The sequence below is a fragment of the Pseudomonas sp. LB-090624 genome, from assembly GCF_003205205.1.
Lineage (GTDB): Bacteria > Pseudomonadota > Gammaproteobacteria > Pseudomonadales > Pseudomonadaceae > Aquipseudomonas.
Genome location: NZ_QJRL01000003.1, coordinates 275,312 through 292,765 on the forward strand (window position 1 = coordinate 275,312; position 17,454 = coordinate 292,765).

Annotated in this window: 16 protein-coding genes; 6 read left to right on the forward strand and 10 right to left on the reverse strand. The window is 62.3% G+C overall.

What is annotated here, in order from left to right; all coding sequences use genetic code 11:
* Positions 1–50 precede the first annotated feature (50 nt).
* Positions 51–1,697 (forward strand): GMC family oxidoreductase, encoded by a 1,647-nt coding sequence (locus tag DMX11_RS05145; protein ID WP_110743502.1) that lies wholly within the window; start codon positions 51–53, stop codon positions 1,695–1,697.
* Positions 1,698–1,794: 97 nt separating this feature from the next.
* On the forward strand, positions 1,795–3,414 hold the full coding sequence (locus DMX11_RS05150; protein ID WP_110743503.1) for an MFS transporter: 1,620 nt from the start codon (positions 1,795–1,797) through the stop codon (positions 3,412–3,414).
* Between the two features lie 187 nt (positions 3,415–3,601).
* Here the strand turns inward: DMX11_RS05150 and DMX11_RS05155 are convergent, their stop codons facing one another.
* From DMX11_RS05155 to glyQ, 4 genes are read right to left on the reverse strand one after another with little or no spacing between them, the layout of a single operon-like run.
* Positions 3,602–4,387, reverse strand: a complete 786-nt coding sequence (locus DMX11_RS05155) for a 1-acyl-sn-glycerol-3-phosphate acyltransferase (protein ID WP_110743504.1) — start codon at positions 4,385–4,387, stop codon at positions 3,602–3,604.
* Positions 4,388–4,433: 46 nt separating this feature from the next.
* A complete protein-coding gene (gene gmhB / locus DMX11_RS05160; protein ID WP_110743505.1) occupies positions 4,434–4,961 on the reverse strand; it encodes a D-glycero-beta-D-manno-heptose 1,7-bisphosphate 7-phosphatase in 528 nt (175 codons plus the stop codon).
* A gap of 3 nt (positions 4,962–4,964) precedes the next feature.
* A complete protein-coding gene (gene glyS, locus DMX11_RS05165; RefSeq protein ID WP_110743506.1) occupies positions 4,965–7,019 on the reverse strand; it encodes a glycine--tRNA ligase subunit beta in 2,055 nt (684 codons plus the stop codon).
* Positions 7,016–7,963 carry a glycine--tRNA ligase subunit alpha gene (glyQ, locus tag DMX11_RS05170; RefSeq protein WP_003253126.1) on the reverse strand — a complete coding sequence of 316 codons (948 nt, stop codon included), beginning with the start codon at positions 7,961–7,963 and terminating at the stop codon, positions 7,016–7,018. The genes glyS and glyQ overlap by 4 nt, the downstream gene beginning before the upstream one ends.
* 83 nt (positions 7,964–8,046) lie before the next feature.
* On the opposite strand from glyQ, the gene DMX11_RS05175 reads away from it, so the two are divergent.
* A complete protein-coding gene (locus tag DMX11_RS05175) occupies positions 8,047–8,598 on the forward strand; it encodes a DNA-3-methyladenine glycosylase I (RefSeq protein ID WP_110743507.1) in 552 nt (183 codons plus the stop codon).
* 41 nt (positions 8,599–8,639) lie between these two features.
* A complete protein-coding gene (locus tag DMX11_RS05180) occupies positions 8,640–9,527 on the forward strand; it encodes a lysophospholipid acyltransferase (RefSeq protein ID WP_110743508.1) in 888 nt (295 codons plus the stop codon).
* A 53-nt stretch (positions 9,528–9,580) separates the two neighbouring features.
* Here DMX11_RS05180 and DMX11_RS05185 read toward each other — a convergent pair whose 3' ends face one another.
* The 5 genes from DMX11_RS05185 to def are packed head-to-tail and all read right to left on the reverse strand — an operon-like array spanning position 9,581 to position 14,111.
* A complete protein-coding gene (locus tag DMX11_RS05185; protein WP_060538151.1) occupies positions 9,581–9,895 on the reverse strand; it encodes a tetratricopeptide repeat protein in 315 nt (104 codons plus the stop codon).
* Between the two features lie 11 nt (positions 9,896–9,906).
* Positions 9,907–11,280: a Trk system potassium transporter TrkA gene (gene trkA / locus DMX11_RS05190; protein WP_012269873.1), complete on the reverse strand. Its 1,374-nt coding sequence runs from the start codon at positions 11,278–11,280 to the stop codon at positions 9,907–9,909.
* Positions 11,281–11,304: 24 nt separating this feature from the next.
* The gene (gene rsmB, locus DMX11_RS05195; protein WP_110743509.1) at positions 11,305–12,615 is read right to left on the reverse strand and encodes a 16S rRNA (cytosine(967)-C(5))-methyltransferase RsmB; all 1,311 of its coding nucleotides are present in this window, start codon (positions 12,613–12,615) and stop codon (positions 11,305–11,307) included.
* Positions 12,612–13,544 (reverse strand): methionyl-tRNA formyltransferase, encoded by a 933-nt coding sequence (gene fmt / locus DMX11_RS05200; RefSeq protein WP_110743510.1) that lies wholly within the window; start codon positions 13,542–13,544, stop codon positions 12,612–12,614. The genes rsmB and fmt overlap by 4 nt, the downstream gene beginning before the upstream one ends.
* A gap of 60 nt (positions 13,545–13,604) precedes the next feature.
* The gene (def, locus tag DMX11_RS05205) at positions 13,605–14,111 is read right to left on the reverse strand and encodes a peptide deformylase (protein ID WP_016712797.1); all 507 of its coding nucleotides are present in this window, start codon (positions 14,109–14,111) and stop codon (positions 13,605–13,607) included.
* A gap of 207 nt (positions 14,112–14,318) precedes the next feature.
* Between def and dprA the strand changes: the two genes are divergently transcribed.
* Both dprA and DMX11_RS05215 read left to right on the forward strand, forming a co-directional pair.
* The gene (gene dprA / locus DMX11_RS05210) at positions 14,319–15,416 is read left to right on the forward strand and encodes a DNA-processing protein DprA (protein ID WP_110743511.1); all 1,098 of its coding nucleotides are present in this window, start codon (positions 14,319–14,321) and stop codon (positions 15,414–15,416) included.
* Positions 15,417–15,458: 42 nt separating this feature from the next.
* Positions 15,459–16,016: an L-threonylcarbamoyladenylate synthase gene (locus DMX11_RS05215; protein WP_110743512.1), complete on the forward strand. Its 558-nt coding sequence runs from the start codon at positions 15,459–15,461 to the stop codon at positions 16,014–16,016.
* A gap of 389 nt (positions 16,017–16,405) precedes the next feature.
* On the opposite strand, the gene DMX11_RS05220 is transcribed toward DMX11_RS05215, so the two are convergent.
* A complete protein-coding gene (locus DMX11_RS05220; RefSeq protein ID WP_110743513.1) occupies positions 16,406–17,383 on the reverse strand; it encodes an NADPH:quinone reductase in 978 nt (325 codons plus the stop codon).
* Positions 17,384–17,454 lie beyond the last annotated feature (71 nt).

Genomic DNA, 17,454 nt, shown 5'->3' on the forward strand with positions numbered 1-17,454 from the left:
CTCACTAAGATGAATCGGGACAAGAATAATAATCAGGCCCGAGGTTGCACATGCCATCAGCCGATTCTGTCTTCGATTACGTGGTCGTTGGGGCCGGTCCAGCGGGGTGCCTGCTGGCCAACCGTTTGTCCGCCAACCCTGATTGTCGGGTACTGCTGCTGGAAGCGGGCGGTCGCGACAATTATCCGTGGATTCACATTCCGGTCGGTTACCTCCACTGCATCGGCAACCCGCGCACCGACTGGTGTTTCAAAACCGAGGTACAGCCTGGCTTGGGCGGTCGCTCATTGGGTTATCCACGCGGCAAGGTGCTCGGTGGCTGTTCCTCTATAAATGGCATGATTTACATGCGTGGCCAGGCCGCCGACTACGACCATTGGGCCGAGCAAGGCAACGACGGTTGGGCATGGAGGGACGTGCTGCCGCTGTTCAAAGCCAGTGAAAACCACTTTGCCGGCGCCAGCGAACATCATGGCGGCGACGGCGAGTGGCGGGTCGAGCGCCAGCGCTACAGTTGGCCGATCCTCGATGCCTTCCGCGATGCCGCCGAGCAAAGCGGCATTGGCAAGGTGGATGACTTCAACACCGGCGACAACCAGGGCTGTGGATACTTTCAGGTGAACCAGCGCAGTGGTGTGCGCTGGAACGCTTCCAAGGCTTTTCTGCGGCCGATCAAGCACCGCGCCAACCTTACCGTGCTGACCGGTGTGCAGGTTGATCAGATACTACTCAACAACACTCGCGCCCGTGCAGTGAAGGCATTCTGGCAAGGTGCCTGGCACGAGTTTTCCGCGCGTCGTGAGATCATCCTCTGCGCTGGGGCAGTCGGTTCGCCCGGCATTCTGCAGCGCTCCGGTATTGGCCCGCGGCAGTTGCTGGAAAGTTTGGGCATTGGCGTGCGCCACGACATGCCCGGCGTTGGGGGTAACTTGCAGGACCACTTGCAACTGCGGCTGATCTACCAGATTCGCAATACCCGTACCTTGAACCAGATGGCCAACAGCCTGTGGGGCAAGATGGGCATGGGCCTGCGCTACCTCTACGACCGCAGCGGTCCGCTGGCCATGGCGCCGAGCCAGCTGGGCGCGTTTGTACGTTCCAGCCCGGATCAAGCCACCGCAAACCTGCAGTATCACGTGCAGCCACTGTCTCTTGAGCGCTTCGGCGAGCCCTTGCATCAATTCCCGGCCTTCACCGCTTCGGTATGCAATCTGCGCCCGGCCAGCCGCGGACGGGTCGATATCCGCAGCACCGACATGAACAGCCCTCCGCTGATCGACCCCAACTACCTCAGTGACCCCCAAGACCTGCGCGTCGCCGCCGATGCCATCCGGCTTACCCGGCGTATCGTCCAGGCCCCTGCCCTGGCCGCTTTCGAACCCAAGGAATACCTGCCGGGCCCCACCCTGCAATCCGAGCAGGACCTGTTCGAAGCTGCCGGCCAGATCGGCACTACCATTTTTCACCCGGTGGGTACCTGTCGCATGGGCACTGGGGAAATGGACGTTGTGGATAACCAGTTGCGCGTGCGTGGCATCCCAGGCTTGCGCGTGGCCGACGCCTCGATCATGCCGCAGATCACCTCGGGCAATACCTGTTCCCCCACCCTGATGATCGCCGAGAAGGCGGCCCAACTGATCCTCAAAGGAGCTGCTACCCAGACCTACTTGAACGAAGACGTGTTACCGACCCCCTGACCCGGGTGCGTGCAGTAGCGGCAGCTTGCGGTCGAAAGCTGCCGACAGTGGAACAACAAGAATAATCACTGTGGCCTGCGGGCCGAGGACAGCAACGATGTCGGATTACATCCAAGAGCAGGGTGCGGCGGCCAGCAGCACCAGCCGCCGTGAAGAACGCAAGATCATTTTCGCGTCATCCCTCGGGACGGTTTTCGAGTGGTATGACTTTTTTCTCTATGGCGCGCTGGCAGCGGTCATCAGTAAGCAGTTCTTCGCTGGCGTGAACGACACCACCGCGTTCATCTTCGCCCTCATGGCGTTTGCTGCGGGCTTTCTGGTGCGGCCGTTCGGCGCGCTGGTGTTCGGCCGGCTGGGCGACATGATCGGGCGCAAATACACCTTTCTGGTCACTATCGTCCTGATGGGCCTGTCCACCTTCGCCGTGGGCTTGTTGCCCACCTACGCCAGCATCGGCATTGCCGCACCGATTATCCTGGTGATCCTGCGCATGCTCCAAGGGTTGGCGCTGGGCGGTGAATATGGCGGTGCGGCGACCTATGTGGCCGAACATGCGCCGCCCGGCAAGCGTGGCTTCCATACCGGTTTCATTCAGTCCACCGCTACTTTGGGCCTTTTGCTGTCGTTGCTGGTGGTACTGGGGAGCCGCTATGTCAGTGGGGACCAGTTCGAAACCTGGGGCTGGCGCCTGCCGTTCCTGCTGTCGATCGTGCTGCTGGCTATCTCCACCTGGATCCGCATGAGCATGCATGAGTCGCCGGCCTTCGTGAAAATGAAGGCCCAAGGCAAGGTCAGCAAGTCGCCAATCCGAGAGTCGTTTACTTCCTGGCCAAACCTTAAAGTAGTGCTTACCGCGCTGTTCAGTATCAATGCCGGTCAAGCGGTAACTTTCTACACCGCACAGTTCTACGTGTTGTTCTTCATGACCCAGATGCTGAAGATGGACCCGGCCCAGGCCAACACCCTGCTGATCATCAGTGTGGTGATCGGTGCTCCGTTCTTTGTGTTCTTCGGGTGGTTATCGGACCGTATCGGGCGCAAGCCGATCCTGATGCTCGGCCTGCTGCTGGCCACCGTGCTGTACTTCCCGCTGTTCAAGGCGCTGAGCCACTACGCCAACCCACAGATCGATGCCGCCAGCCGGCAGGCGCCGATCGTGGTTACTGCTGACCCACAAGGTTGTACCTTCCAGTTTGACCCGGTCGGCAAGGCACGTTTCGATAGCCCGTGCGATAAGGTCAAGACCTTCCTCGTCAAACAGGGCCTCCCCTACCGCGCGGTAAGCGTGGCTGGCAGCGAGGTGGTGGTCAACATTGGTGACAAAACCATCAACGGCTTCGACGAAGCGGCCATGCGATCGGCGGTGGAGCAGGCGGGCTATCCGGCCAAGGCCGACCCTGCACAGGTCAACCAGGTGATGGTGGTGGTGCTCATCGTAGCGATGATCCTGATTGCGACCATGACCTACGGCCCGTTGGCGGCGGTGATGGTCGAGCTGTTCCCGACCCGTATCCGCTACACCTCTATGTCGTTGCCCTACCACATCGGTAATGGCTGGTTCGGTGGCTTCTTGCCGACCGTGTCGTTCGCGCTGGTGGTGTACACCGGGGATATATTCTACGGTCTGTGGTACCCAGTGCTGGTGACCGGGATTAGCCTGGTTGTGGGGATTTTCTGCCTGAAAGAAACCAAGGATGTAGATATCGACAAGATCTGAAGGCCTTCTACACTGGCTGCAGGGTATAAAAAAACCGGCTGTAAAAGCCGGTTTTCTTATCCCCTGAAAAAACTTATGCACGTTTTTCAAGAAAATGTCATACAAAAAAATAAACAGCTAATTCAACGACTTAGGCATCACTCCGAGCATTTTGTCGAAAAACTGCTCACAAGTTATCCACAGATGGTCAGGCCATTTGCTCCTGGGGTTTTTCCTCCGCTGGCGGCAGTGAACCCATGGCCCGCTGTGTCGCTTCGTTCCACGCTGCAGCACGGTCGTTGAGTTCGGCAATGGCGCGTGGCCCCGTACCGTTGGCATACATCGGCTCGCCAATCACCACCTCGATGGTGCCGGCGCGCTTGCCCCACCCGGTCTTCGGCCAGAACTTGCCCGCATTGTGGGCAATCGGCAGAACCGGCAGCCCGGCATTCACCGCCAACGCGGTACCGCCGCGCGAGAATTTGCCGACGGTGCCAAATGGCACGCGGGTACCTTCCGGGAAGATCAGCACCCAAGTCTTCTGCTTGAGCAGCTCGTCACCCTTGCTGGCCACCTGGCGCAGCGCCTCCTTCGGGTTATCGCGGTTGATCGCGATCGGCCGCAGCATGGCCATGGCCCACCCGAAAAACGGCACATACAGCAGCTCGCGCTTGAGCACTTGGCTCAGCGGCGAGAAGTACTGGGACAGGAAGAAGGTTTCCCAGGTGCTCTGGTGGTTCGACAGGATCACGCAAGGCTCAGCCGGCACGTTCTCGGCGCCAGTGATCTTGTAATCGATGCCCAGGATGGTGCGCACCAGGAACAGCGCGCAGCGGCACCAGTACACGTTGATGAACTTGTAGCGCTTGGGGAACGACAAAAATGGCGCGACGAAGAAGCTCAGCGAGCACCACAGCAGCGAACTGGTGCCCAGCAGCAGGTAAAAAAGAAAGATTCTGATCGCCTGCAGGATCGACATAGTGGCTCGTACCATTGCGGGGCATGCCCGCCTGTGAAAAATGCGCCCGAAGGCGCACTGTTTAAATTAGTTCTCTGGCGATAGCTGCCAGATCGTCGAAAATCAGTGTAGTTTCAGGGACGCCTTTTTCCAGGGTCCGCTCACCCTTGCCGGTTTTCACCAACACGGGTTGTGCACCGACGGCCAGGGCGGCCTCCAGGTCACCTTTGCTGTCGCCTACGAACCAGACCCCTTCAAGGCAAACCTGGTAATGCTCGGCGATCGCCCGCAGCATGCCGGGTTTAGGCTTGCGGCATTCGCAGCCTTCGTCTGGCCCGTGCGGGCAATAGACGATATGGCCCACCTCGCCGCCCTGCTCTGCCACCAGTGCGCGCAGGCGCGCGTGCATGGCTTCGAGGGTTGCCAGCGGATAGAAGCCACGGGCAATGCCGGACTGGTTGGTGGCCACGGCCACCGTCCAGCCCGCCTTGCTCAACTGCGCGATCGCTGCGACCGAGCCAGGGATCGGAATCCACTCTTCCAGCGTCTTGATGTAGGCGTCGGAGTCGTAGTTGATCACCCCGTCACGGTCGAGAATCAGCAGTTTCAAGGTTTACCCCAGCAGCGAAATATCAGCCACACCCAGGAACAGGCCGCGCAGGCGGCTGAGCAGGGCATAACGGTTGGCACGTACCTTGGCGTCTTCGGCGTTGACCATCACCGCCTCGAAGAAGGCGTCGACCGGGTCGCGCAGGGCTGCCAGGCGGGCCAGCGATTCACTGTACTGGCGTGCAGCAGCCATCGGTTGCACGGCCTGGTCGGCCTGCTGGATGGCCGAGTACAGGGAGAACTCGTTGGCATTGTCGAAGTACTTCGGCTCGACCTGCTCGGCGATGGCGCCCTCGGCTTTGCTCAGCAGGTTCGACACGCGCTTGTTCACCGCTGCCAGGGCCTCGGCTTCCGGCAGCTTGCGGAACGCCTGCACGGCCTGAACGCGCTGGTCGAAGTCCAGTGCGGAGCCTGGCTGCAGGGCACGTACCGACAGGTAGGTGGCAACGTCGATACCTTCGTCTTCGTAGCGCGCACGCAGGCGGTCGAAGATGAATTCCAGCACCTGGTCAGCCAGGCCGGCGGCCTTGACCTTGGCGCCGAATTGCTTGACCGCGAACTCGACTGCACCGGTCAGGTCCAGGTCCAGTTGCTTCTCGATCAGAATCCGCAGCACGCCCAGGGCGGCACGGCGCAGGGCATAGGGGTCTTTACTGCCGGTAGGCAGCATGCCGATGCCGAAGATGCCCACCAGGGTGTCGAGCTTGTCGGCGATGGCTACGGCAGCACCGGTGAGGGTCTGCGGCAGCTCGGCGCCTGCACCGCGCGGCATGTACTGCTCGTTCAGGGCCAGTGCGACGTCTTCCGGCTCACCGTCGTTGAGCGCGTAGTAGTAACCGGCAACACCCTGCATTTCAGGGAATTCACCGACCATCTCGGTAGCCAGGTCGCACTTCGACAGCAGGCCGGCACGGCCAGCGCGCTGGGCGTCGCCGCCGATCAGCGGGGCAATGAAGGCGGCCAGCTTGGAAACACGTTCCGCCTTGTCGTACACGGTGCCGAGCTGAGCCTGGAACACCACGTTCTTGAGGCGCTCGTTGAAGGTTTCCAGTGGCTGCTTCTTGTCCTGCTTGAAGAAGAACTCGGCGTCGGTCAGGCGCGGGCGTACGACCTTTTCGTTGCCCTGCACGATCTGCTTCGGGTCGCGGCTTTCGACGTTGGCCACGGTAATGAAGCGCGGCAGCAGCTTGCCTTCGCTGTCCAGCAGGCAGAAGTACTTCTGGTTATCCTGCATGGTGGTGATCAGGGCTTCTTGCGGCACGTCGAGGAAACGCTCCTCGAACGAGCACACCAGCGGCACCGGCCATTCGACCAGTGCGGTCACTTCGTCCAGCAGCGCCGGTGGAACGATGGCCGTGCCTTCCTGCTGCATGGCCAGCTCTGCGGTACGCTTGCTGATCAGCTCGCGGCGCTCGGCGAAGTCGGCCAGGACGTAGGCCTTGCGCAGGTCTTCGACGTAGTTGGCCGGGGTGGTGATGAGCACGTTTTCCGGATGGTGGAAGCGGTGGCCACGGGATTCACGGCCGGCCTTTTGCGACAGGATGGTGCAGTCGACCACCTGATCGCCCATCAGCATCACCAGCCATTGGGTCGGGCGCACGAACTCTTCACGGCTGGCCGCCCAGCGCATGCGCTTGGGAATCGGCAGGTCGTTCAGCGAATCTTCGACGATGGTCGGCAGCAGCCCAACGGTAGCCTTGCCCGGGATGTGCTGGGAGAAGCGCAGTTTGGGGCCGCTCTGGTCGATCTCGGCCAGATCCACGCCGCACTTCTTGGCGAAGCCCAGGGCAGCCTGGGTTGGCTCGCCTTCGGCGTTGAAGGCAGCTTGCAGGGGTGGACCATCGATATTGATGCTGCGGTCAGGCTGCTGCACGTCCAGCTGGCGGATGAGCACCGCCAAGCGACGCGGCGCGGCGTATACCTGCTTGCCGGTGTAATTCAGGCTAGCCGCCTGCAGGCCTTTCTCGATGCCGGCCAGGAAGGCGTCGCCGAGGCTGGCGAGGGCCTTGGGAGGCAGCTCTTCGGTGCCCAGTTCTACCAGGAAATCTTGAGCACTCATTGTGCAGCCTCCAGCTTAGCCAACACTTCGTCACGCAGTTCAGGGGTGGCCATCGGGAAGCCCAGGCGTGCGCGGGCTTGCAGATAGCTTTGCGCCACGTCCCGGGCCAGGGTACGAACACGCAGGATGTAGCGCTGGCGCTCGGTTACCGAGATGGCGCGGCGGGCGTCCAGCAGGTTGAAGGTGTGCGAGGCCTTCAGCACCATTTCATAGGTCGGCAGCGGCAGTTCCAGCTTGATCAGGCGGTTGGCTTCGCTTTCGTAGAAGTCGAACAGTTCGAACAGCTTGTCGACGTTGGCGTGTTCGAAGTTGTAGGTCGACTGTTCCACCTCGTTCTGGTGGAAAACATCACCGTAGGTGACCTTGCCGAACGGGCCGTCGGCCCACACCAGGTCGTACACCGAGTCGACGCCCTGGATGTACATGGCCAGGCGCTCGAGGCCGTAAGTGATTTCACCAGTGACCGGGTAGCACTCGATACCACCTACCTGCTGGAAGTAGGTGAACTGGGTGACTTCCATGCCGTTCAGCCAGATTTCCCAGCCCAGGCCCCAGGCGCCGAGGGTTGGCGACTCCCAGTTGTCTTCGACGAAACGAATGTCGTGCACCAGCGGGTCCAGGCCAATGGCTTTCAGCGAGCCGAGGTACAGCTCCTGGAAGTTGGCCGGGTTTGGCTTGAGCACCACCTGGAACTGGTAGTAGTGCTGCAGGCGGTTGGGGTTTTCGCCATACCGCCCGTCGGCAGGGCGACGGCTAGGCTGCACGTAGGCGGCGTTCCAGGTTTCTGGACCCACCGCGCGCAGGAATGTAGCGGTGTGGAAAGTGCCGGCGCCTACTTCCATATCGTAGGGCTGAAGCACCACACAACCTTGAGCTGCCCAGTAGTTTTGCAGGGCGAGGATCAGGTCTTGGAAGGTACGCACGGCTGGCGTAGGCTGGCTCACGAAATTCACCTGTATCTGGGGATGCGGATGTAAAGAGCGGGAGTATAACCTGATTCGCCTCGCCCTCTACTCATTGGAGCCTTATGCCACGCTGCTTTTGGTGTACCGACGATCCGTTGTACCAGGCCTACCATGACCAGGAATGGGGAACGCCCCAGCGTGACCCGGCGTTGCTGTTCGAGATGCTTTTGCTCGAAGGGTTCCAGGCAGGGCTGTCTTGGATCACCGTTTTGCGCAAACGCGAGCGTTATCGTGAGGTGATGTTTGGCTTCGACCCGGTAAAACTTGCCGCCATGCGCGATGAACGCATCGAAGAGTTGATGCAGGACGCCGGCATCATTCGCAACCGCCTGAAGCTCAAGGCTGCCCGGCGCAATGCGCAGGCCTGGCTGGCTGTGGATAACCCCGTCGATTGGCTGTGGTCGTTCGTTGGTGGCGCGCCGAAGATCAACCACTTCACCGACCGCAGCGAAGTGCCAGCGGTGACCGATGAAGCCAAGGCCATGAGCAAGGCCCTGCAAAAAGCCGGCTTCACGTTCGTCGGCCCGACCATTTGCTACGCCTTCATGCAGGCCACCGGCATGGTCATGGACCACACCACCGATTGTGATCGCTACGCCGCCTTGGTGCGCTGAGGGGTTACAATGCGCGCCTTGCTGAAATAAGGAATTCGCCTGTGGAAAAGTTCAAGGGCGCCCTGATGGTCGGGGTGCTGCGTCTGTTCGCCAAGCTGCCCTGGGGCGCAGTGCAGCGCGTGGGTGCCGGTATCGGCTGGCTGATGTGGAAGATCCCCAACGGTTCGCGCAACGTGGTGCGGATCAACTTGGCCAAGTGTTTTCCCGAAATGGACCCGGTTGCCCGTGAGCAACTGGTCGGCCAGGCCCTGCGGGATATCGGCAAATCCTTTGTCGAAAGCGCCTGTGCCTGGATCTGGCCGCCCCAGCGTTCGCTGGAACTGGTCAAGGAAGTGTACGGCCTGGAAGTCCTGCAGCAGGCTCTGGCCTCGGGCAAGGGCGTGGTTGGCATCACCAGCCACCTGGGCAACTGGGAAGTGCTGAACCACTTCTATTGCAACCAGTGCAAACCGATCATCTTCTACCGCCCGCCGAAACTGAAGGCGGTGGATGACCTGCTACGCGAGCAGCGTGTGCAGATGGGCAACCGCGTGGCGCCTTCGACCAAGGAAGGCATCCTCAGCGTGATCAAGGAAGTGCGCCGAGGGGGCCAGGTGGGGATCCCGGCCGACCCGGAGCCGGCGGAATCGGCAGGCGTGTTCGTGCCTTTCCTCGGCACTCAGGCGCTGACCAGCAAGTTCGTGCCGAACATGCTGGCGGGAGGCAAGGCGGTGGGCGTGTTCCTGCATGCCTTGCGGCTGCCGGATGGCTCGGGTTTCAAGGTGTTCCTCGAAGCTGCGCCGGAAGAGATGTACAGCACCGACGTGAACGTGTCGGCGGCGGCGATGAGCAAAGTGGTCGAGCGTTATGTGCGCGAGTACCCGAGCCAGTACATGTGGAGCATGAAGCGCTTCAAGAAGCGCCCGGCTGGCGAGCCGCGCTGGTATTAAGCCGTTCAACGCCCTCTATAGGAGCGGGTAAACCCGCTCCTACAGGGACCGCGTCAAGCCGATGTCTTGTTCAGCTTCTTGAGAAAAACGGTCATCTCTTTTTCGGCCTGCTTGTCGCCATGGGCCTGCGCCGCCACGATACCGTCTTCCCAGGCCTTACGCGCCGCCGCCAGGTCACCCTGCAACTGATACGCCTTGCCCAGCAGCTTCCACGCCGCGGAATACTTCGGGTCCTGCTCTACACAGCGGGCCAGGTGCACCGCCGCTTCAGCACCATTGCCTTCATCCAGCCAGGCCTTGCCCAGGCCAAACCGCAGCAACGGGTTATCCACACCCTTGGCCAGCATTTTCTCCAGCGACTCGCGCATGCCCTTTTCTCCTAGAAGAAACTCAAGCCGACGTGGAACAGCTTCTCCACATCACGAATATGCTTTTTATCCACAACGAACAGGATCACATGGTCACCCGATTCGATCATGGTGTCGTCGTGGGCAATCATTACCTCTTCGTCACGGATGATCGCGCCGATGGTGGTTCCTGGTGGCAGGGCAATGTCCTCGATCGCCTTGCCGACCACCTTGCTCGACTTCGAATCGCCATGTGCCACCGCCTCGATCGCTTCGGCCGCACCGCGGCGCAGCGAGTGCACGCTGACAATGTCGCCCCGGCGCACGTGCGCCAGCAGGGTGCCGATGGTGGCCAGCTGGGGGCTGATGGCAATGTCGATATCGCCGCCCTGCACCAGGTCTACATAAGCCGGGTTGTTGATGATGGTCATCACTTTGCCCGCGCCCAGGCGCTTGGCCAGCAGCGACGACATGATGTTGGCTTCGTCGTCGTTGGTCAGGGCCAGGAAAATATCGGCATCCGCGATGTTCTCTTCAAGCATTAGATCTTTGTCAGAGGCGCTGCCCTGGAGCACCACGGTGCTTTCCAGGGTATCGGAGAGGTGCCGGCAGCGGGCCGGGCTCATCTCGATGATCTTCACCTGGTAGCGGCTTTCGATGGCTTCGGCCAGGCGCTCGCCAATTTGTCCGCCGCCGGCGATGACGATGCGCTTGTTGGTTTCGTCGATACGGCGCAGCTCGCCCATCACCGCACGGATGTCCTTCTTCGCCGCAATGAAGAACACCTCGTCGTCGGCTTCGATCACCGTGTCGCCTCGGGGGGTAATCGGCCGGTCGCGGCGGAAGATGGCCGCCACGCGGGTGTCGACGTTGGGCATGTGGGCGCGGATCTGGCGCAGCTGCTGGCCGACCAGCGGGCCGCCATAGTAGGCCTTCACTGCCACTAGCTGAGCCTTGCCTTCGGCAAAGTCGATGACCTGCAGCGAGCCTGGGTGTTCGATCAGGCGCTTGATGTAGTTGGTCACTACCTGTTCGGGGCTGATCAGTACGTCGACCGGGATATGGTCATTGTCGAACAGCTCTTCACGGGTCAGATAGGACGACTCGCGCACCCGGGCGATTTTGGTCGGGGTGTGGAACAGCGAATAGGCCACCTGGCAGGCGACCATGTTGGTCTCGTCGCTGTTGGTTACCGCCACCAGCATGTCTGCGTCGTCGGCACCGGCCTGGCGCAGCACCGTCGGCAGCGAGCCGCGGCCCTGCACCGTGCGTATGTCCAGGCGGTCGCCCAGATCGCGCAGGCGGTCGCCATCGGTATCGACCACCGTAATGTCGTTGGCTTCGCTGGCCAGGTGTTCCGCCAGCGTACCGCCCACCTGCCCTGCGCCGAGGATGATGATTTTCATCCGCTACTCCCTACCCTTTTGTGCTTACCCGCGCGAGGCGGCGATCTTGATCAGCTTGGCATAGTAGAAGCCATCATGGCCGCCTTCCTGGGCCAGCAGCTGGCGGCCGTGGGGCTGGCGCAGACCGGCTTCGGTGGCCAGGTCCAGCTCCCGGGCGCCCGGGGTGCGGGCGAGGAAAGCGTCGATCACTTCGGTATTCTCGGTTGGCAGGCTAGAGCAGGTGGCGTACAGCAGCATGCCGCCCACTTCCAGGGTCGGCCACAAGGCATCGAGCAGTTCGCCTTGCAGGGCGGCCAGGGCCGGGATGTCGTCGGCCTGGCGGGTGAGCTTGATGTCCGGGTGGCGGCGGATTACGCCGGTGGCCGAGCAGGGCGCGTCGAGAAGGATGCGCTGGAATGGCTTGCCGTCCCACCAGCTGGCGGTATCGCGGGCATCGCAGGCGATCAGTTCGGCGTCCAGTTGCAGGCGATCGAGGTTCTCGCGCACGCGGGTCAGGCGCTTGGCTTCGAGGTCGATGGCCGTCATGTGGGCCAGGCCCGGTTCGGCTTCAAGCAGGTGGCAGGTCTTGCCGCCAGGCGCGCAGCAGGCGTCGAGCACACGCTGGCCGGGCGCCAGTTCGAGCAGGTCGGCGGACAGTTGCGCGGCTTCGTCCTGCACGCTCACCCGGCCTTCGGCAAAGCCCGGCAGGCCGCGCACGTCGCAGGCTTCGGCCAGGACGATGCCGTCACGGCTGTACTGGCAGGCGCTGGCACCAATGCCCGCTTCGGCCAGCAGCGCCAAGTAGGCATCGCGGCTGAGGTGGCGGCGATTGACCCGCAAAATCATCGGCGGGTGAGCGTTGTTGGCAGTGCAGATGGCTTCCCACTGCTCTGGCCAGAAGGCCTTCAGCGATTTTTGCAGCCAGCGCGGGTGGGCGGTCCGCACCACCGGGTCGCGCTCCATGCTGGCGAGCAGGTCCTCGCCCTCGCGCTGAGCGCGGCGCAGTACGGCATTGAGCAGGCCCTTGGCCCACGGCTTCTTCAGTTTGTCGGCGCAGCCTACCGTTTCACCGATGGCGGCGTGGGCCGGAACCCGGGTGTAGAACAGCTGGTACAGGCCAACCAGCAGCAGCGCTTGCACATCGGCGTCGGCGGCCTTGAATGGCTTTTGCAGCAACTGCGCGGCCAGCAGGTCGAGGCGAGGCTGCCAGCGGGCGGTGCCGAACGCCAGGTCCTGAGTCAGGCCACGGTCGCGTTCGTCGACTTTGTCCAGTTGGGCCGGCAGCGAGCTGTTCAGCGACGCTTTGCCGCTGAGTACAGCGGCAAGGGCCCGGGCGGCGGCGAGGCGCGGGTTCATTGGCCCAGCACCTTGCCGGCGGCGAACTTCTCGCGGCGGCTGTTGAACAGGTCGCTGAAGTTCAGTGCCTTGCCACCAGGCAATTGCAGGCGGGTCAGGCTCAGCGACTGGTCACCGCAGGCGACCACCAAGCCGTCCTTGCTGGCGGAAAGGATCTCACCGGGGGCGCCGTTGCCTGTGGACAAGTTGGCGGCCAGCACCTTCACGCTTTCGCCATCCAGGGTGCTGTGGCACACCGGCCACGGGTTGAAGGCACGGATCAGGCGCTCCAGTTCGAGGGCCGGACGGCTCCAGTCGATGCGCGCTTCGTCCTTGTTCAGCTTGTGCGCATAAGTGGCCAGTGCATCGTCCTGCACCTCGCCTTGCAGCGAACCGTCGGCCAGGCCGGCGATGGCCTGTACTACTGCCGGCGGGCCCATCTGCGCAAGTCGGTCGTGAAGGCTGCCACCCGTGTCGTCGGCGCTGATCGGGGTGACCACCTTGAGCAGCATCGGGCCGGTGTCCAGGCCGGCTTCCATGCGCATCACGGTCACGCCGCTTTCGGCGTCACCGGCTTCCACAGCACGCTGGATCGGCGCCGCACCGCGCCAGCGTGGTAGCAGGGAGGCGTGGCTGTTGATGCAGCCCAGGCGCGGGATATCCAGCACGGCTTGCGGCAGGATCAGGCCATAGGCGACCACCACCATCAGGTCGGGCTTGAGCGCGGCCAGTTCGGCCTGGGCATCGGCGTTGCGCAGGGTCTGTGGCTGGAACACCGGGATGTCATGGGCCACGGCCAGCGCCTTGACCGCGCTTGGCATCAGCTTCTGGCCACGGCCGGCAGGGCGGTCGGGCTGGGTGTAGACAGCCACGACCTCGTACGGGCTGTCGAGCAGGGCCTTGAGGTGTTCGGCGGCAAACTCTGGAGTGCCTGCAAAGACGATGCGCATGGAGTTCTCGCTTCAAAAAAGAAAAAGGCTTGCCGGAGCAAGCCTTCTGGAAGGTGGGGATCAGGCTTGCTGGCGGTGCTGTTTTTCCAGCTTCTTTTTGATCCGGTCGCGCTTGAGCTGCGACAGGTAGTCGACGAACAGCTTGCCGTTGAGGTGATCGAACTCGTGCTGTACGCACACTGCCAGCAGGCCTTCACATTCCAGTTCGTACGGCTTGCCATCGCGGTCCTGGGCCTTCACCCGTACCCGCAGCGGGCGGTCGACGTTCTCGTAGAAGCCGGGTACCGACAGGCAGCCTTCCTGGTACTGGCCCATGTCGTGGGTCAGCTCTTCGACCGTGGGGTTGATGAAGACGCGCGGTTCGCTACGGTCTTCGCTGAGGTCCATGACCACGACCTGCAGGTGTACGTTGACCTGGGTGGCGGCCAGGCCGATGCCAGGGGCTTCGTACATGGTTTCAAACATGTCGTCGATCAGCTGACGCAGGGCGTCGTCGAACACCGTCACCGGCTTGGCGATGGTGCGCAGGCGCGGGTCCGGGAATTCGAGAATGTTCAAGATGGCCATAAGGTCAGGCAGTCACTGTGCGTTCGGTTGAAAACTGAGCACACATAATAAAGGGAAAAGGGAATTTCAGCACCTGTGAAAGCTGGTCTAGGGTTTTCAGGGCTTGCTTATGGCCCATTCGATGGACAGGTTGTCAAAGCGTTATCAACAAAGTTATCCACAGTTTGTGCCACGTCGATGGCCCTTTTTTGATCAAGGATGATCCCCATGTTGAGTCACCATTCGTCGCCGCTTCCACCTGCCGAGCTGGAGGCGCGATTACGCCTGCATCGTCTGCCGGAGACCGGATTGCGACGCTTTCGTACCTTGTTGGAGGCCTTCGGCAGTGCCTCTTCTGCACTGTGCGCACCGGCCGGCGCCTGGCGTGCGTTGGGCGTACCCCAGGCCAGTATCGATGCCCGGCGCAGCGCCGAAATTCGCGAGGGCGCATTGGCCGCAATGGCCTGGCTAGAGCGCCCTGGCCAGCATTTGCTAATGTTTGACGGCCCTGGCTACCCGCCACTGCTGGCCGAAATCGATGACGCTCCGCCGCTGCTTTTCATCGCCGGTGACCCTGCCCTGCTCGAACGCCCGCAGCTGGCAATTGTGGGCAGCAGGCGTGCTTCACCCCCGGCAATCGATACCGCTGCAGCCTTTTCCCGATACCTGGCGCAGGCCGGCTTCACTATCACCAGCGGGCTGGCCGTGGGTATTGACGGTGCCGCTCATCGGGCTGCGCTCCAGGCCGGTGGGAGCACGATCGGGGTGCTTGGCACGGGGCTGCAAAAACTTTATCCACAGCGGCACGCAGCCCTCGCGCAGGCGATGATCGACAACGGTGGCGCGCTGGTTTCGGAGTACCCGCTGGATGCCGGGCCACTGCCTGGCAACTTCCCTCGTCGCAACCGCATCATCAGCGGGCTTTCGCTTGGTGTGCTGGTGGTCGAAGCCAGCCTGGCCAGTGGTTCGCTTATCACGGCGCGCCTGGCGGCAGAACAAGGCCGCGAGGTATATGCCATACCGGGCTCCATCCACCACCCCGGCGCCAAGGGCTGCCATCAGTTGATTCGCGACGGTGCGTTGCTGGTGGAAACCGTGGAGCAGATCATGGAAAGCCTGCAGGGCTGGCAGAACCTGCCGCCCGCAGTTGTGGATAAATTCGATCACCCGCTGCTTGCCTTGCTGCATGCAGCGCCCCAAACCACTGAAAGCCTGGCCCATTGCAGCGAGCAGCCACTGGCCGAAGTGCTGGCGCAGCTGACCGAGCTCGAGCTCGAAGGCCGTGTCAGCAACGAAGCCGGGCGTTGGTTTGCCCGCGCGGGCTAAGTACACTGCTCACAGGCAATGTTTATAGGCGGAGAAACAGCAATGGTGAGCAGTTTTCGTGTGCAACAAGCCGCACGTGAGATCCGGGCGGGCGCAGTAATCGCCTACCCGACGGAAGCGGTCTGGGGCCTGGGCTGCGACCCATGGAACGAGGACGCGGTGTATCGCCTGCTGGCACTGAAGTCGCGGCCTGTGGATAAAGGGCTGATTCTGATCGCTGACAACATCCGCCAGTTCGACTTCCTGTTCGAGGACTTCCCCGAAGACTGGATCGACCGCATGGGCAGCACCTGGCCGGGGCCGAATACCTGGCTGGTGCCGCACCAGGACCTGCTGCCCGAGTGGGTGACCGGGCAGCATGACACGGTGGCGCTGCGGGTCAGTGACCACCCGGTGGTGCGTGAACTGTGCGCACTGGTGGGGCCGCTGATTTCCACCTCGTGCAACCCTGGCGGGCGCCCGGCGGCGAAGACCCGCTTGCGGGTTGAGCAGTACTTCCATGGCCAGTTGGACCTGGTGCTTGGCGGGGCGCTGGGCGGGCGGAAAAACCCCAGTGTGATTCGCGACCTGGTAACCGGCGAAGTCGTTCGGCCGGGCTGACATCTTTCCACAAGCCTTCCGCAGATTTTTCTGATTTGTCTCGGTTGGCGGGCGATTGTGTGAGGGCTGACGGGTGCCAGCCTTGAAGCTCTCTTCGCCTGTGAGATCGAGCGCCGCCCGCGCGGCGCATCGCGAGCTGCGCTCGCTCCTACCTTTGTTTCGGGCCAGTCATGCCTGTGACAGGCGCGCGCGACCGCCTTGTTTCTACGACGCGATATCGCGCCATGCACCAAAGCGTTCGCGCGGAAATCCCCCAGAAATCATTGGCCCGAAACAAACGTAGGAGCGAGCGCAGCTCGCGATGCGCCGCGCGGGCGGCGCTCGATTTCACAGGCGCTGAAACTCTCAAGGCAAGCGCCTGGCCGCCCTGACGCAATTCCCCGCGTTTCTCAAGGCAACAAAACAGTCGACCCCACAGTCCGCCGCGCCGACAACTCAGCCTGTGCCTTGGCCGCCTCGCTCAATGGATATCGCTGCTGGATATCCACACCCAGCTTGCCACTCGCAATCATCGCAAACAGGTCATCGGCCATGGCCTGGGTGTTCTCGGCATTATTCGCATAGGTCGCCAAGGTCGGCCGTGTGACGTACAGCGAGCCCTTCTGCGCCAGGATCCCCAGGTTCACTCCGCTCACCGCGCCCGAAGCATTGCCGAAGCTCACCATCAACCCGCGTGGCTGCAGGCAGTCCAGCGAGGTCAGCCAGGTGTCGGCGCCCACGCCGTCATACACCACCGGGCATTTTTTGCCGTCGGTCAGCTCCAGCACCCGCTTGGCCACGTCTTCATGGCTGTAGTCGATGGTCGCCCAAGCCCCCAGGGCCTTGGCGCGCTCGGCCTTCTCGGCAGAACTCACGGTGCCGATCAGCTTGGCGCCCAGGGCCTTGGCCCACTGGCAGGCCAGCGAACCGACGCCACCCGCTGCGGCGTGGAACAGGATCACATCCCCCGCCTTCACCTCGTAGGTCTGCTTCAGCAGGTATTGCACGGTCAAACCTTTGAGCATCACCGCTGCCGCCTGCTCGAAGCTGATGTTGTCGGGCAGCTTGACCAGGTTGGCTTCCGGTAGCGTATGCACCTCGCTGTATGCACCCAGCGGGCCACCGGCATGGGCCACGCGGTCACCCACCTTCAGGCGGGTCACTCCCTCGCCCACGGCCTCGACTACGCCGGCCGCCTCGGTACCCAGGCCCGAAGGCAGGGACGGCGGTGCATACAGCCCGCTGCGAAAGTACGTGTCGATGAAATTCAGGCCGATTGCATGGTTGCGCACACGCACCTGCTGGGGCCCGGGTGGGGCGGGTTCGAAGTCCACAAACTGCAGCACTTCCGGGCCGCCATGCTGGCTGAACTGGATACGCTTGGCCATCTCGCACTCCTGTAGTCGGGATCGGAAAAGGCCTTCTATCGGACGCCTTTGCTTGATCGCCGTCAACTGCG

Excerpts from the sequence above, each read along its gene's own strand:
- DMX11_RS05145 (WP_110743502.1), top strand. The coding sequence starts at position 51 with ATGCCATCAGCCGATTCTGTCTTCGATTACGTGGTCGTTGGGGCCGGT.
- DMX11_RS05150 (WP_110743503.1), top strand. The coding sequence starts at position 1,795 with ATGTCGGATTACATCCAAGAGCAGGGTGCGGCGGCCAGCAGCACCAGC.
- DMX11_RS05155 (WP_110743504.1), bottom strand. The coding sequence starts at position 4,387 with ATGGTACGAGCCACTATGTCGATCCTGCAGGCGATCAGAATCTTTCTT.
- glyS (WP_110743506.1), bottom strand. The coding sequence starts at position 7,019 with ATGAGTGCTCAAGATTTCCTGGTAGAACTGGGCACCGAAGAGCTGCCT.
- DMX11_RS05175 (WP_110743507.1), top strand. The coding sequence starts at position 8,047 with ATGCCACGCTGCTTTTGGTGTACCGACGATCCGTTGTACCAGGCCTAC.
- DMX11_RS05185 (WP_060538151.1), bottom strand. The coding sequence starts at position 9,895 with ATGCGCGAGTCGCTGGAGAAAATGCTGGCCAAGGGTGTGGATAACCCG.
- trkA (WP_012269873.1), bottom strand. The coding sequence starts at position 11,280 with ATGAAAATCATCATCCTCGGCGCAGGGCAGGTGGGCGGTACGCTGGCG.
- rsmB (WP_110743509.1), bottom strand. The coding sequence starts at position 12,615 with ATGAACCCGCGCCTCGCCGCCGCCCGGGCCCTTGCCGCTGTACTCAGC.
- fmt (WP_110743510.1), bottom strand. The coding sequence starts at position 13,544 with ATGCGCATCGTCTTTGCAGGCACTCCAGAGTTTGCCGCCGAACACCTC.
- def (WP_016712797.1), bottom strand. The coding sequence starts at position 14,111 with ATGGCCATCTTGAACATTCTCGAATTCCCGGACCCGCGCCTGCGCACC.
- dprA (WP_110743511.1), top strand. The coding sequence starts at position 14,319 with ATGTTGAGTCACCATTCGTCGCCGCTTCCACCTGCCGAGCTGGAGGCG.
- DMX11_RS05215 (WP_110743512.1), top strand. The coding sequence starts at position 15,459 with ATGGTGAGCAGTTTTCGTGTGCAACAAGCCGCACGTGAGATCCGGGCG.
- DMX11_RS05220 (WP_110743513.1), bottom strand. The coding sequence starts at position 17,383 with ATGGCCAAGCGTATCCAGTTCAGCCAGCATGGCGGCCCGGAAGTGCTG.